The following is a 13,360-nucleotide window of genomic DNA, read 5'->3' as shown; positions in this document are numbered from 1 at the left end:
ACCCGTATGACGACAGCGATGAAAGAACAGATGGATTCGGCTTCTGTGCAGAATCCCGGTACCAGGGAAACGATGCTCTCCTTGCGCAATTGCTCCCTGTCCTTCGGCAATGTGCCTGTACTTGATAAGGTCAGTCTCGACGTCTACCGCAATGAGTTCATTTCCATTCTCGGACCGAGCGGCTGCGGGAAATCTACAACGCTGCGGCTGATGCTGCGGCTGTTAAGCCCGGAAGCAGGCGGGGAGGTTGCGTATTCCTCCCCGGATCTGTCCCTGGGCATGGTCTTCCAAAAGCCTGTCCTGATGCCGTGGCTCAGTGCACTCCAGAATGTCATGCTGCCCCTTGAGCTGGGCGAGAAGAAGAAATTCAGCAAAGGGGAGGCGCGGGACAAGGCGGAAAGCGCCCTGCGTCTGGTCGGCTTGCAGGATTACCTGAATCACTTCCCGCATCAGCTCAGCGGAGGTATGCAGCAGCGGGCGGCGATTGCCCGGGCCTTGGCTGCCGATCCGACCGTGCTGCTGATGGATGAGCCGTTCGGTGCGCTGGATGAGCTGACCCGCGAGAAGCTGAACTTCGAGCTGCTGCGGCTGTGGGAGAGCCCGGAGACCAGTCTTAGCAGCATTGTCATGGTGACCCATTCGATTCATGAATCCGCGCTGCTGTCAGACCGGGTGGTCATGATGTCCCCCCGGCCCGCCGGTGTGACCGATATTATTCCGGTGGCGCTGCCATCGCCGCGTGAAGCAGGAATGGAAGAGCTGCCGGAATTCCACCGGACGGTCAAGGAATTGAGAAAGCGGGTGAAGCACCTATGACGGCTATGACAGCGAGAATCAAAGACAGCCTCTACCCGGTCACGTTCGCGCTAGGCTTCCTGCTGCTGTGGGAGCTGGCTGTGCGGCTTCTCTCGGTTCCAATGTATCTGCTGCCTGCTCCCACCCAGGTCGTATCGGCCATCGACGGCTCGTTATGGTCGCATACGCTGGTTACGCTGGGCGAATCCCTGACCGGATTCATCCTTGCGAACATACTTGGTCTTGCGACTGCGGTTATTTTTGTCCATTCCAAGCCGATCGAGAAGGGGATGTTCCCGCTCGCTATCGCCCTTAAGACTACCCCGCTGGTGGCGCTGGCGCCGCTGCTGGTAGTGTGGATGGGGACCGGATATACCTCGAAGGTGATTGCCTCGATGCTGATCTGCTTTTTCCCGATTCTGGTGAACAGTGTCAAAGGTCTTAAGGCCATTGAATACGAAGCCTGGGAGCTGTTCTCCACCTATAAAGGGACGAAGAGCGAAATCTTCTGGAAGCTGCGCCTGCCCACCAGCCTGCCTTATATCTTCTCCGCACTGAAAATCTCCACCTCGCTGGCCATTGTCGGAGCGATTGTCGGCGAATTTGTCGGAGCCAATAAGGGACTGGGTTATGTAGTGCTTGTCTCCTCTTATCATATGGACACTCCGGTGATGTTCTCGGCCATTATTGCTTCAGCGCTGTGCGGTCTGCTGCTGTTCTGGTGTATCGGGCTGCTGGAGAAGAAGGTTATTTTCTGGACAAGGAGTGAGGACCTATGATGAAATGCTCGGTGATCAAAATTCCCGCAGGTGCGCCGCATGACATGTCCGGCCTGAAGGCATCGGCCGAAGAGGGGCTGTTCCGCCCGGAAGAAGTCGTAGCTGTGCTGGGGAAGACCGAAGGTAACGGCTGCGTCAATGATTTCACGCGGGGGTATGCCGTTATGGCCCTGAAGGACTTCTTTGCCGGAGCGGTAAAAGGAGGGGCTGCGGACATCTCTTATGTGATGTCAGGCGGAACGGAAGGCGTACTCAGTCCGCACTTCACGGTCATCAGCCGCAGCGGACAGGCGGGACTGGCATCGGAGCGGGAACGGGATCAGGATCAGTCGCAGGATCAGGAGCAGGGCCTAATTACCGGTGGTCCGAAATCACTTGCCATCGGCGTCGCCAGAACCCGGGACTTCCTGCCGGAGGAGCTGGGACGGCTCAGTCAAGTAGACGCCGTGGCGGAGGCGGTGGCCCGGGCGGTCCGGGATGCCGGAATTACTTCGCTTCAGGATGTGCATTTTGTGCAAATCAAGTGTCCGCTGCTTACCGCAGAGCAGATCTATGACGCGCACAGCCGTCAGGTATCGCTCGTGACAGAGGATACCTACAAATCCATGGGGTATTCCAGAGGGGCCTCTGCACTGGGGGCTGCCGCCGCGCTGGGTGAAGTGGAGCGTTCGGCCTTAAGGGAAGAAGAGATCGGCGTGAACTGGGATAAATTCAGCCGGGTGGCGTCCACCTCGGCGGGCAGTGAGCTCGCTTGTTGTGAAGTGATTGTGTTCGGCAACTCGCAGTCTGCGGAAGGCCCGTATCACATCGACCATGCGGTCATGCAGGATGCTATCGACGGCGCGGCACTGCAAGGGCTGCTGGACCGGTATCCCGGTGAAGAGCTGGTGCAGGTGCTTGCCAAGGCTGAAGCAGACCCGGACGGAGTGATCCGCGGACGGCGCCATATCATGCTGGATGACTCCGACATTAATCATACCCGCCATGCGCGGGCCGTGGTCGGCGGTGTGCTTGCCTATGTCGGCGGCGATCCGATGATCTACGTATCCGGCGGGGGCGAGCATCAGGGACCGAAGGGCGGAGGGCCGGTAGCGGCTGTCTTCCGCCGCAGATAGCAGGCTTTTTACAAATATATAACTTATACATCATGGAGGAATGAACTATGCATACACAGGAAACGGAAGTGCTGAGTGCGGCAGACATGACCTGGGAGTTAATGCCGAATCACATCGAGCTGTATCACCGGGAGATTGTCTCGGCAGAGCAGGCGGACCGCCTGGGTATCCGGATGAGCTCGATTCTGTGGGAGAAGCTGGGTATCGGCGGCCAGGTGTTGCCGCACTATCATGATGTAGTGGAGATCATCCATATTACCGTGGGCGAGGTCAAGCTGCTCTGCGGGGAGGAATGGTACAGCTACCGGGCCGGGGATACCTTCCACGTGCCTGCGGGCGTAGTCCATTCGGTAAGGAATACAGGCGATTCGCCGTCCGAGCAGATCAGTATTTTTGTACCGGCGGAGACGGATGTGCCGGCGAATTGTTTTTTTGGCACCACTCTGATCGAGGATATCTATTCTTCCAAGCTATAGCAAAGGCGGCGAAGCCATGGGCAGCAATGTAATCACCGGTTTGACCTGCAGCGATATCCTGCTGATTCCCGATCTGAAAGAGGCGGTCCTGCTGGCCGGGGCGGGCGGTCTCGGGCGTTATATTAACCGGGTCAACGTGATGGAGGTTCCCGATGTGATTGACTGGGTGCGGCCGGGGGAATTTCTGATTACCAGCGGTTTCCCTTTTCATGACCAGCCCGAGCTGCTCGCCGAGATAATTCCCCAGTTGAACCAGAAGGGCGTATCGGCGCTGGGGATCAAGACAAAACGTTATATTGCCGAGGTTCCGGCACGGGCGCTGGAGCTGGCGGATCAGCTGGACTTCCCGATCTTCGAGCTGCCGGCCGCCACCTCGTTCTCCGATGTGGTGCGCGACATTATGGAGCGGGTGCTGGTGCAGGAGGCCAGGGAGCTGTCCCAACTGCAGAGCCGCTTCCACAAGCTGTCCAAGCAGCTTCTCCATGGCGATGGCATTGAGGATTTCCTGTTGACGCTGGACGGTATGCTGCATAATCCGGTCTTCCTGCTGGATGATACCGATCAGGTCTTCTGTTCTCCGCAGGCAGAGGCGCTGGAGCTGGGAGAGCAGCTCCCGGCATGGATGCAGCTGCGCCAGGAAGGCAGCCTCGGCATTACCTTCCTGACGGTCGGGGAGCGGCGCATACGCGCCTACGTCTCGGCAGTCAATGACAAGGGTGCGGATCAATGCCTGCTGGTGCTGCTGGAGTGGAACCGCGAGCTGTCGGTAGTGGACCAGTTAACCATTGACCGGGTCGGCGTGCTGGTCGGGCTGGAGATGATTAATGCCGGTGCCCGCCGGGAGGTTGAACTGAAATATGTTGACCAGTTCCTGCAGGACTGGATCAGCGGCCGGATCGCCGCAGCCGAGGATCTGAAGCTGCGGGGCGAGGCCTGCGGCTGCCCGCTTCCCGAGCGCCCCCTGCGCGCCGTTACCGTCGGCTGGCTGGAGGATCAGCCGGAGCTTAAGCAGCTGCAGCAGGTGGTGAAGCGGGTGCGCGCCAGGGCGGACCTCCAGCATGTGAAGCTGACGATCCTGGAAGGGGAGCTGGTCCTGACGGTGCCCGATCAGCCGGAGCTTCCGCTCGAAGAGACGCTGGGACGACTGCTGGCCGAGATGAACCGGGTATTCGTAAGCGAGACCTGTGCCTTCTGTATCGGCGACCTTGCGGAAGGTCCCGACCAGGTGCGGTTCAGCTATGAGTCCTCGCGCAAAATCGCCCGCATCCGCCAGATCAGCGGCTACAGCGGAGCTTATGTGGACTACCGGAAGCTGGGTGTCTTCCGGCTGCTGTACCATCTGCCGGAGCTGGCGGAGATCAGCGAGTACAGAGACCAGTATGTAGCTCCGCTGCTGGAGTATGACAGCAAGCATAATGCTTCTCTGCTGCTGACCCTCCAGCTCTATTTCAAATGCAATCGCAATATCAAACGGACGTCAGCCGAATTGTTCACTCATTATAATACGGTTACTTACCGGATAGACCGGGCATGTGAGCTGCTGGGGCTAAGCCAGGATGACGGTGACGATATGCTGGAGCTGCAGCTTGCGCTTAAGCTGCATGAGATGGGCAGAGGCCGCAGGCTGCGTGCCGATGCGCAGAGAAGGAGATGAAGCCTAATGATGGCGACAACAGAATGGCCTGCGAAGCTGACCGCCGGTTGGCTGCGCAGACGGTATTTGAGCGGCGCGCTGGACCCGGAGCAGGTGATCCGCGAGATCATCCGCCGCGCTGCACGCGATAAGGCAATGAACATCTGGATTGAGCCGCCTGCCGATGCGCAGATCCGTCCGTATCTTGAGGCACTCAGCGCGATGAATCCGCAGGAGTACCCGCTGTGGGGAATTCCGTTCGCGGTGAAGGATAACATTGATGTTAAGGGCCTGCCCACAACGGCGGCATGTCCCGAGTTCGCTTATCTGCCGGATCAGGACGCGGCGGTTGTGGCAAGATTAGTGGCTGCTGGAGCGATCCCTGTCGGCAAAAGCAATCTCGACCAGTTCGCCACCGGGCTGGTCGGGGTGCGCAGCCCTTACGGCGAGACGCATAACGCCCTGCGCCCGGAATACATCAGCGGCGGCTCCAGTGCCGGTTCAGCCGTTGCCGTTGCCCGGGGCCAGGCTGTGTTCAGCCTGGGCACCGATACCGCCGGCTCGGGCCGTGTGCCTGCCGCGCTGAACGGGCTGGTCGGCTATAAGCCCAGCCTGGGCGCCTGGCCGGTGCGCGGCGTAGTCCCGGCCTGTGCCAGTCTGGATTGTGTCACGGTGTTTGCGCACAATCTGGAGGATGCGCTCGCGGTGGACCGTGCGGCGCGCGGCTTCGATGAAGCGGACCCCTGGTCGCGTTCGGTCAAGCTCCAGCCTGCCGGTCTTCCAGCGAAGCTGCTGCTGCCGGAAGCACCGCCGGACTTCTATGGCCCCCATGCGGACGAATATCGTCAGGCCTGGGAACGGGCTGAAGCCGCAGTACAGGCATTGGGACTGCCCGTTGAACGGGTGGACTGTACGCTGTTCTCCGAAGCGGCGTCAATTCTGTACGATGGCCCATGGGTAGCCGAGCGCTGGGCCGGACTGGGTGAATTCGTAGAGAAGCACCGGGAAGCGGTGCTGCCGGTAACGGAGTCTATCCTGTCGTCCGGGGCAGCGGAACGTCATACCGCAGCGGGCCTGTTCCAGGCGATGCACCGGCTGCAGCGCTATAAGCGGGAAGCGGAGGTGCTGCTGAAAGGGGCCGTGCTGATGCTGCCGACCTGCGGCGGAACCTGGAAGCGTGAGCAGGTTGCCGTTAATCCGGTAGGAGCCAACTCCGATATGGGGCGTTATACCAATCACTGCAATCTGCTCGATCTGTCAGCCGTGGCAGTTCCTGCCGGGGAAGTGGCGGACGGCCTGCCCTTCGGCATTACGTTGTTCGCTCTCGCGGATAGCGAGCATCTGCTTGCCGGAGTTGGGGCGCAGTTGCTGGCAGAGAGCAGTTCGCCGGAAGTTGCTGCGGATGATGTTGTTCTTCCCGGCATGATCACCCTGGCTGTCTGCGGGCTTCATATGCGCGGCTTCCCGCTGGAGAAGCAGATGCTGGAGCATGGTGCCCGGTTCTGGCAGGAGGCAAGGACAGCCCCTTGCTATGAACTGGTCAAGCTCCAGACCGTGCCGCCCAAGCCCGGCCTGCTAAGACAAGCGGAAGGGGGAGGCAGTGTCGAGCTGGAGCTGTGGCAGATGCCGGTGGCATCGCTGGGATCGTTCGCGTCGCTCATTCCTGCCCCGCTGGGCCTGGGGCGGGTGACACTTGCGGACGGCCGGGAAGTGACCGGCTTCATCTGTGAAGGGTATGCCGCGGCCGGAGCCGAGAATATTACGGCGTACGGGGGCTGGAGATATTTGCCCGTGCATTGAATGGCGGCTCCTGTGGGAGCGTGCGAACGCCCCGCAAGCAGGAGTATGGCTTGCGGGGCGATTCGATGTGCATGTAAAGCGGTGTGGATTCAAGCTGTTCATGCCCGCTGAAACCAATGCCGTCCTTTACAAGACGCCAAAGCCGTTTCCACTTGTATTTCGGTATATTGGGTATACTTAATTGCACTTTGTACAACTGAATCGGCTGATTCTTCAACACTTACAGGCAGATTTAGTTGTACGGACTACAGTTATCAGAGGCAAGCCGGCCTTTTTGCTGTTTTTAATTGTACATTTTACAATTATCACTGATTTGCACCAACCTGCACCAAAAAAAGGGACCCTCCCAAGCTTATAGCTTGTGGAAGAGTCCCTTTTGTATGAATTGGATGGCGCGCGCAGGCTGTGCCTTTGCTTGCTGCGGTGCAGTTGAAAGGGCCGCGTAATCGGCACGTTCAATCTCTTCGAGAATCCGGTTCAGATGAGAGAACACCGCTCCGAGATCACGGAATGCGGCGAGCGGGCATTGACCCTGCAGCTCTGAGAACCAGGCCAGCTGCACATCGCGGGCGCGGCGCAGACTCTCGGGGAGTGAACGCCCGCCGCAGTCGGCATCCGATAACGTCCGGTTGCCGTAGAGGGCAATGCAGTCTGCCGTCGCCGTTACAACCTCCAGCATCCAGTCGGAAGCCGCATAATGGGCCGGCAGCAGGGAGATCTCTTCGGCAATGCCCTTCACGTAGACATGCACCTTAAGGAGATGAGAGGTAGCCTGTGACAGCGTGCCAAGCTCCTTGCGGCACTGGTAGTGTGACACAGTGTAGTGCATCTCCTTCTGCAGCCGGTCGCTCTTCTTCAGCAGTTCGCCGGAAGATTTCAGCGCGGCCAATGCCTGCGCGGCCTCCCGGCCGCCTGCGGCGAGGCCGGTTAAGGCATCGGACAAGGTCAGGCTGCCCTTCAGTGCCAAGCTCTTGACCTTGACGAACCCCTTGGGCGGAACGATAATCATATTGATGATCAGGGCAATCAGCACACCGATCAGCGTCTCGGCGACTCTCCAGACGATATATTGGTCATGATAGAAGGTGAGAGCGAGAACCGAAGTTACGCCGACCTGTGAGACCGCCTGAATATTAATCCGGCAGGCTGTGGCCACTCCTATGCCGATCAGCAGCATCAGCAGGATAGAGAGCGCGCCTACATCGAAGAACTGGCCCACAACCAAGCTGACGATTCCGCCGAGGACAATGCCGAGCAGGCGGTAGAACCCTTTTTCGAGAGAGGCTTTGACACTGCTCTGGGTGATCAGAATCGCCGCAAGCGGCGCGAAGTACAGATATCCGTCTCCATAAATGCTGTGCACCGCCAGCCAGGAGAGTGAAGCAGCAAGCGTAATCCGTATCATATATAGGGATAATCCAAATTTCTCAAGGCGGTCCTGTAACCCCTCGTCCATGTTGTCATCTTCTTTCGTGAAAATAAGTAAAATTTTATGAATTTTCAGCCGTTTTCATTATAACACCTCAAAACAGGCCGGACGCGGCCAAGTTTTTACGAACTTGTTAAGTTTTTGTGCAGGTTTTCACAATGTAAGCTATCGCATATATCGAATGATTCCTATATGCTATATATTGGGCCTGTCGAACAAGGGGAGGATTTGTCGCTAATCATCGCTGAATATATATCTTGGCGGATTGTCCCTAACAAGAAGCGGGTAAAATAGGTTGTACTACATAAGGTAAGGAGGTTGTTAGCTATAGCTACCCCGGAAGGCACTATTATTTCTTTTGACCAGGTAATTAAGCAATATGACGACGAAGAGGCTGTACTCAAAGGCGTGAGCTTTGAAATTGAGCGCGGTAAATTCTATACTCTGCTGGGCCCCTCGGGCTGCGGGAAAACGACCATTCTGCGTCTGATCGCCGGCTTCGCGGAGCCGACTGAAGGTTCTATTTATCTGAACGGCAAAATTATCAACCACATTCCCGCCAACGAGCGGCAGGTCAATACGGTATTTCAGGACTATGCGCTGTTTCCGCACCTGAACGTATTTGAGAATGTGGCGTTTGGATTGCGGATCAAGAAGCTTAAGAAGGATGTCATTCAGCAAAAGGTGCAGGAGGCGCTGCGCTTCGTTAATCTGGTGGGCTATGACCAGCGGGCGATTAATGAAATGTCCGGAGGACAGAGGCAGCGCGTCGCTATTGCGCGGGCCATTGTCAACGAGCCGCAGGTGCTGCTGCTGGACGAGCCTTTGTCGGCGCTGGACCTGAAGCTGCGCACAGAGATGCAGTATATTCTGCGGGAGATGCAGCAGCGGCTGGGCATCACCTTCATCTTCGTTACCCATGACCAGGAAGAGGCGCTGGCGATGTCGGACTGGATCTTCGTCATGAACGGCGGCAGGATCGAACAGAGCGGGACGCCCAACGATATCTACGATGAGCCGATTAACCGGTTCGTGGCCGACTTCATCGGCGAATCTAACATTGTGCCCGGTGTGATGATTGAGGACTATGTGGTTGAATTCAATGGCCACCGGTTCGAGTGTGTCGATGCCGGTCTGAAGCCGAATGAAGCGGTGGAGGTTGTCATCCGCCCGGAGGATCTGGAGATTGCCGCCGTGGAAGCCGGTAAGCTGAAGGTACGTGTGGATTCCCAGCTGTTCCGCGGAGTTCACTACGAGATCAGCTGCTATGACGGCTCAGGCCATGAATGGCTGGTCCATTCTACACGCAAGGCAGAGGTTGGCTCCGAGATCGGCCTGTATTTTGATCCGGAAGCGATCCATGTGATGCGGTTCGGTGAAACGGAGGAAGAGTTCGACAAGCGTCTGGAGGCGTACGGCGAGGTGGAGAGTCATGAACAGTAAGGGCAAGTCGTATTATCTCATCCCGTACTACCTGTGGATCGCGCTGTTTGTCATCGCACCGGTGCTGCTGGTGGTTTACTATTCCCTGTTCGATCTGGACGGGAAGCTGACGCTGAATAACTACGTCAATTTCTTCACGCCGGTCTATATGAGGATGATGCTGAATTCTTTCTGGTATGCTTTTCTGATCACGCTGTTCTCGCTCCTGGTGGCCTATCCGGCTGCTTATCTGCTGACGCGAACCAAGCACAAGCAGCTATGGCTGCTGCTGATTATTCTGCCGACCTGGATCAATCTGCTGCTCAAAACATATGCCTTCATCGGGATCTTCGGCACCTTTGGCCCGGTCAATAACTTCTTTGATCTTCTCGGGCTGGGCGAGCAACAGATCCTGTTCACGGGCTTCAGCTTTGTATTTGTATCGGTGTATATTTTCATTCCATTCATGATTCTGCCGATCTTCAGTGCACTGGATGAGATGAATCTGTCACTGGTGGATGCTGCGCGCGATCTGGGGGCATCTGGCTGGACGACGTTCCGGCGGGTGGTCTTTCCGCTGACGATCTCAGGCGTGCGCTCCGGCTGCATGGCAGTGTTCATTCCGGCGCTGTCGCTGTTCATGATTACGCGGCTGATTGCCGGCAACCGGGTGATTACACTCGGCACCGCGATTGAGCAGCATTTCCTGGTCACACAGGATTGGGGCATGGGCTCCACGGTTGCGGTATTCCTGATCGCCATTATGGCGCTGTTCATGATTCTTACGGGCAGCTCGCGGAAAGGGGTGCGCGGCGGTTGAAGAACAAACGCAAAATCAAAAACAAAAACGGCATTGCGAATATCTACCTGGTGCTGGTCTTCCTGGTTCTGTACGCGCCGATCTTCTATCTGATGTACTATTCGTTCAACAGCGGCGGGACGATGCATGAATTCGAGGGCTTCACGCTGGATTATTACCGTGAAGTGCTTGCTGACACCCGGCTGATGATTATTGTAATTAACACATTGGTCATTGCCCTCTTGTCGTCGGCGATTGCGACCGTGATTGCGGTCATCGGAGCACTGGCCATCCAGCATGTCCGCAGCCGCCGGGCCAAGAATACACTGCTCTCGCTGAATAATGTGCTGATCGTCAGCCCGGATGTCATTATCGGAGCCTCCTTCCTGATCCTGTTCACGATTGTCGGGATCAAGCTGGGCTTCACCTCCGTGCTGCTCTCGCATGTGGCGTTCAGCATCCCTATTGCTGTCATCATGATCCTGCCGCATCTGCAGGAGATGAGCCCGACACTGACTGACGCCGCCCGGGATCTCGGGGCCACGCGCCGCGATGTGCTGACGAAGGTGATTCTGCCGATCATCAAGCCGGGAATCTTCAGCGGATTCTTCATGGCCCTGACCTATTCCCTGGATGATTTCGCAGTTACCTTCTTCGTCACAGGCAACGGATATTCGACCCTGTCGGTAGAGATTTACTCCCGGGCCCGGCAAGGGGTCTCGCTGTCGATTAACGCGCTGTCGACGCTGATTTTCTTATTCACTATTCTGCTTGTAATAGGTTACTACTACCTTAACCAGCGGAAGAGCCGTCAGCCTGTCCATATTGCAGAGCCGGTTGCCGAAGCGGGGGTGCCAAGATGAAGCAGCTTGTGAATACGTTCCTGGCGATTCTGATCGTCGCGTTCGGCCTGATGTTCCTGGCGTCCCGGCTGAACTCGGCCCAAGGCTATAGCGGCGGCAATACGCTGACGATCTACAACTGGGGCGACTATATTGATCCCGACTTGCTGAAGCAATTCCAGGAGGAGACCGGCATTACGGTTATCTACCAGACCTTTGATTCCAACGAAGCGATGTTGACCAAGGTCGAACAGGGCGGCACGGTCTTCGATGTCGTGGTGCCTTCCGACTATGCCATTGCCAAAATGCGGGAGGAGAAGCTGCTGTTGCCGCTGGATCACAGCAAGCTTCCGAATCTGGCCAACATCGGTTCCAAATTCATGGATCTGTCCTTTGATCCCGGCAACCTGTATTCGGTGCCTTACTTCTGGGGAACTGTAGGGATTATCTTCAACCCCGATATGACCAAGGGCATCGACTTCAGCAGCTGGAATTCGTTATGGGATGAGAGACTGAAGAATGATATCTTCCTGGTGGACGGAGCCCGCGAGGTGATGGGCATGGCGCTGAACAGTCTGCACTATTCCGTCAATGACAGGGACGAAGGACATCTGCAGGAGGCGCTGACCAAGCTGAACAAGCTGTCGCCGAATGTGAAGGCGATCGTCGGCGACGAGATCAAGATGCTGCTGGCGAACGAAGAGGCGGCTGTCGGAATCGTCTGGTCCGGCGATGCTTCCGAGATTATGGATGAGAACGACAAGCTGGATTATGTGGTGCCGGAGGAAGGCTCGAACATATGGTTCGACAACATGGTCATTCCGCGCGGAGCCGCCAATATCGAAGGGGCGCATAAGTTCATCAACTTCATGCTCCGCCCGGATGTGGCGGCCCAGAATACGGAATACGTCGGCTATTCCACGCCGAATGTTCCTGCCCTTGAGCTGCTGCCGGAGGACATCTCCGGCGACGAGCGCTTCTACCCGCCCGCCGGGATTACAGACCGGCTGGAGGTCTACGACAACCTCGGCAAGCGGATGCTCGCCCACTATAATGAGCTGTTCCTGAAGTTCAAGATGAATAAGAAGTAGGCATCGGTTATTGAAGTGCCCGCACGCGTGGTTTCGCGTGCGGGTATTTTTGTCTGCCGTGGGGAGGCCGATTGAATGCTGTGGAGAGTGGGATGGGGATCGGGGACGAGGGACAGAGGACAGGGGGACGGGAACGGGTGACAGGGACAGGGACAGGGACGGGGATGAGGGGTAGGGATGGGGCAGGGACGGGGAGGACAGGGATGAGGGGCAGGGATGAGGACAGGGACGCGGAACGGGGACGAGGAGCGGGACAGGACCAAGAACAGGACCAGCCCGGCAACAGCAGTTGGATTTTATCCACTTGCTGATGAGCGAATGACCACTGCTGCAACAGCAGATGGATAAACAGCACTTAAATTAGCTCATTTCACCCAAAGTAGCTGGAACCTCCGGTAGTAGATGCTGTTTTTCCACTTGTTTGCCTATAATCCGCCGGAATCGAGAAATTAAGATACATTTTTCCATTTGCTTGCAGGACCACTCCGTTCCTAGCGCGATAGCCAGCAGACAGCAGCCGACAGACGGTAGCAGCAGACAAAGTTCGGATGCTATGGAGACTGGTATGGGGACGGGGCGGGACCAGGGACAGTACCAAGGGCAGGACCGAGAACAGGACCAAGAACAGGACCAGCCCGGCAACAGCAGTTGGATTTTCTCCACTTGCTGATGAGCGAATGACCACTGCCGCAACAGCAGATGGATAAACAGCACTTAAATTAGCTCATTTCACCCAAAGTAGCTGGAACCTCCGGTAGTAGATGCTGTTTTTCCACTTGCTTGCCTATAATCCGCCGGAATCGAGAAATTAAGATACATTTTTCCATTTGCTTGCAGGAATCTCTGGTTCCCAGTGCGATAGCCAGCAGACAGTAGCCGGCAGCCAGTAGCAGACAGCTGGCAGACGGTAGCTAGCAGAGACTAGACAGCAACCAGCAGTGAGCAACCGCCAGACGATAGCCAACAACCAACAACCAACAACCAGCAACCAGCAGCCCGCAGAAGCATCTGCAAGCTGCCGATGGTTCTGCTGAAGCTGAGCGGAACTTTTCCTATACAGATAATGTTACTGGGCAAACGTCGATCAGACGAAGTATTGTGGTGGTGTTCCGCAGACGCTGTAGCTGTTCATCTACCTACAGTCAATGGCCCGCAACTACCTGCATCTCGGAACTGACC

Annotated in this window: 11 protein-coding genes; 10 read left to right on the top strand and 1 reads right to left on the bottom strand. The window is 56.8% G+C overall.

Annotation, left to right across the window (positions count from 1 at the left end):
• Positions 1 to 6 precede the first annotated feature (6 nt).
• The 6 genes from KDC22_RS31460 to atzF are packed head-to-tail and all read left to right on the top strand — an operon-like array spanning position 7 to position 6,598.
• Complete coding sequence (locus KDC22_RS31460) at positions 7 to 816, top strand: ABC transporter ATP-binding protein (protein WP_211721460.1); 810 nt, start codon at positions 7 to 9, stop codon at positions 814 to 816.
• The gene (locus KDC22_RS31455) at positions 813 to 1,574 is read left to right on the top strand and encodes an ABC transporter permease (RefSeq protein ID WP_246553148.1); all 762 of its coding nucleotides are present in this window, start codon (positions 813 to 815) and stop codon (positions 1,572 to 1,574) included. Before KDC22_RS31460 ends, KDC22_RS31455 begins: the two co-directional genes overlap by 4 nt.
• Positions 1,571 to 2,689, top strand: a complete 1,119-nt coding sequence (gene atzD, locus KDC22_RS31450) for a cyanuric acid amidohydrolase (RefSeq protein WP_211721459.1) — start codon at positions 1,571 to 1,573, stop codon at positions 2,687 to 2,689. Before KDC22_RS31455 ends, atzD begins: the two co-directional genes overlap by 4 nt.
• 47 nt (positions 2,690 to 2,736) lie before the next feature.
• Positions 2,737 to 3,165: a cupin domain-containing protein gene (locus tag KDC22_RS31445; protein ID WP_173135861.1), complete on the top strand. Its 429-nt coding sequence runs from the start codon at positions 2,737 to 2,739 to the stop codon at positions 3,163 to 3,165.
• A gap of 16 nt (positions 3,166 to 3,181) precedes the next feature.
• Positions 3,182 to 4,819: a PucR family transcriptional regulator gene (locus tag KDC22_RS31440; protein ID WP_211721458.1), complete on the top strand. Its 1,638-nt coding sequence runs from the start codon at positions 3,182 to 3,184 to the stop codon at positions 4,817 to 4,819.
• A gap of 9 nt (positions 4,820 to 4,828) precedes the next feature.
• On the top strand, positions 4,829 to 6,598 hold the full coding sequence (gene atzF / locus KDC22_RS31435; RefSeq protein ID WP_211724270.1) for an allophanate hydrolase: 1,770 nt from the start codon (positions 4,829 to 4,831) through the stop codon (positions 6,596 to 6,598).
• 352 nt (positions 6,599 to 6,950) lie between these two features.
• Here the strand turns inward: atzF and KDC22_RS31430 are convergent, their stop codons facing one another.
• Positions 6,951 to 8,054 (bottom strand): FUSC family protein, encoded by a 1,104-nt coding sequence (locus tag KDC22_RS31430; protein WP_211721457.1) that lies wholly within the window; start codon positions 8,052 to 8,054, stop codon positions 6,951 to 6,953.
• 291 nt (positions 8,055 to 8,345) lie between these two features.
• On the opposite strand from KDC22_RS31430, the gene KDC22_RS31425 reads away from it, so the two are divergent.
• The 4 genes from KDC22_RS31425 to KDC22_RS31410 are packed head-to-tail and all read left to right on the top strand — an operon-like array spanning position 8,346 to position 12,181.
• Positions 8,346 to 9,470, top strand: coding sequence for an ABC transporter ATP-binding protein (locus KDC22_RS31425; RefSeq protein WP_173135867.1), 1,125 nt, complete (start codon positions 8,346 to 8,348; stop codon positions 9,468 to 9,470).
• Positions 9,460 to 10,269 carry an ABC transporter permease gene (locus tag KDC22_RS31420; protein ID WP_173135869.1) on the top strand — a complete coding sequence of 270 codons (810 nt, stop codon included), beginning with the start codon at positions 9,460 to 9,462 and terminating at the stop codon, positions 10,267 to 10,269. The genes KDC22_RS31425 and KDC22_RS31420 overlap by 11 nt, the downstream gene beginning before the upstream one ends.
• Positions 10,270 to 10,283: 14 nt before the next feature.
• On the top strand, positions 10,284 to 11,111 hold the full coding sequence (locus tag KDC22_RS31415; RefSeq protein WP_173136344.1) for an ABC transporter permease: 828 nt from the start codon (positions 10,284 to 10,286) through the stop codon (positions 11,109 to 11,111).
• Positions 11,108 to 12,181: an ABC transporter substrate-binding protein gene (locus tag KDC22_RS31410; protein WP_211721456.1), complete on the top strand. Its 1,074-nt coding sequence runs from the start codon at positions 11,108 to 11,110 to the stop codon at positions 12,179 to 12,181. Before KDC22_RS31415 ends, KDC22_RS31410 begins: the two co-directional genes overlap by 4 nt.
• Positions 12,182 to 13,360: the final 1,179 nt, after the last annotated feature.

It is taken from the genome of Paenibacillus tritici (genome assembly GCF_018207515.1).
In the GTDB taxonomy this organism is placed as follows: domain Bacteria; phylum Bacillota; class Bacilli; order Paenibacillales; family Paenibacillaceae; genus Paenibacillus_AQ; species Paenibacillus_AQ tritici.
This window is presented reverse-complemented; position numbering and strand designations above follow the sequence as displayed.

Excerpts from the sequence above, each read along its gene's own strand:
- KDC22_RS31460 (WP_211721460.1), top strand. The coding sequence starts at position 7 with ATGACGACAGCGATGAAAGAACAGATGGATTCGGCTTCTGTGCAGAAT.
- KDC22_RS31455 (WP_246553148.1), top strand. The coding sequence starts at position 813 with ATGACGGCTATGACAGCGAGAATCAAAGACAGCCTCTACCCGGTCACG.
- atzD (WP_211721459.1), top strand. The coding sequence starts at position 1,571 with ATGATGAAATGCTCGGTGATCAAAATTCCCGCAGGTGCGCCGCATGAC.
- KDC22_RS31445 (WP_173135861.1), top strand. The coding sequence starts at position 2,737 with ATGCATACACAGGAAACGGAAGTGCTGAGTGCGGCAGACATGACCTGG.
- KDC22_RS31440 (WP_211721458.1), top strand. The coding sequence starts at position 3,182 with ATGGGCAGCAATGTAATCACCGGTTTGACCTGCAGCGATATCCTGCTG.
- atzF (WP_211724270.1), top strand. The coding sequence starts at position 4,829 with ATGGCGACAACAGAATGGCCTGCGAAGCTGACCGCCGGTTGGCTGCGC.
- KDC22_RS31430 (WP_211721457.1), bottom strand. The coding sequence starts at position 8,054 with ATGGACGAGGGGTTACAGGACCGCCTTGAGAAATTTGGATTATCCCTA.
- KDC22_RS31420 (WP_173135869.1), top strand. The coding sequence starts at position 9,460 with ATGAACAGTAAGGGCAAGTCGTATTATCTCATCCCGTACTACCTGTGG.
- KDC22_RS31410 (WP_211721456.1), top strand. The coding sequence starts at position 11,108 with ATGAAGCAGCTTGTGAATACGTTCCTGGCGATTCTGATCGTCGCGTTC.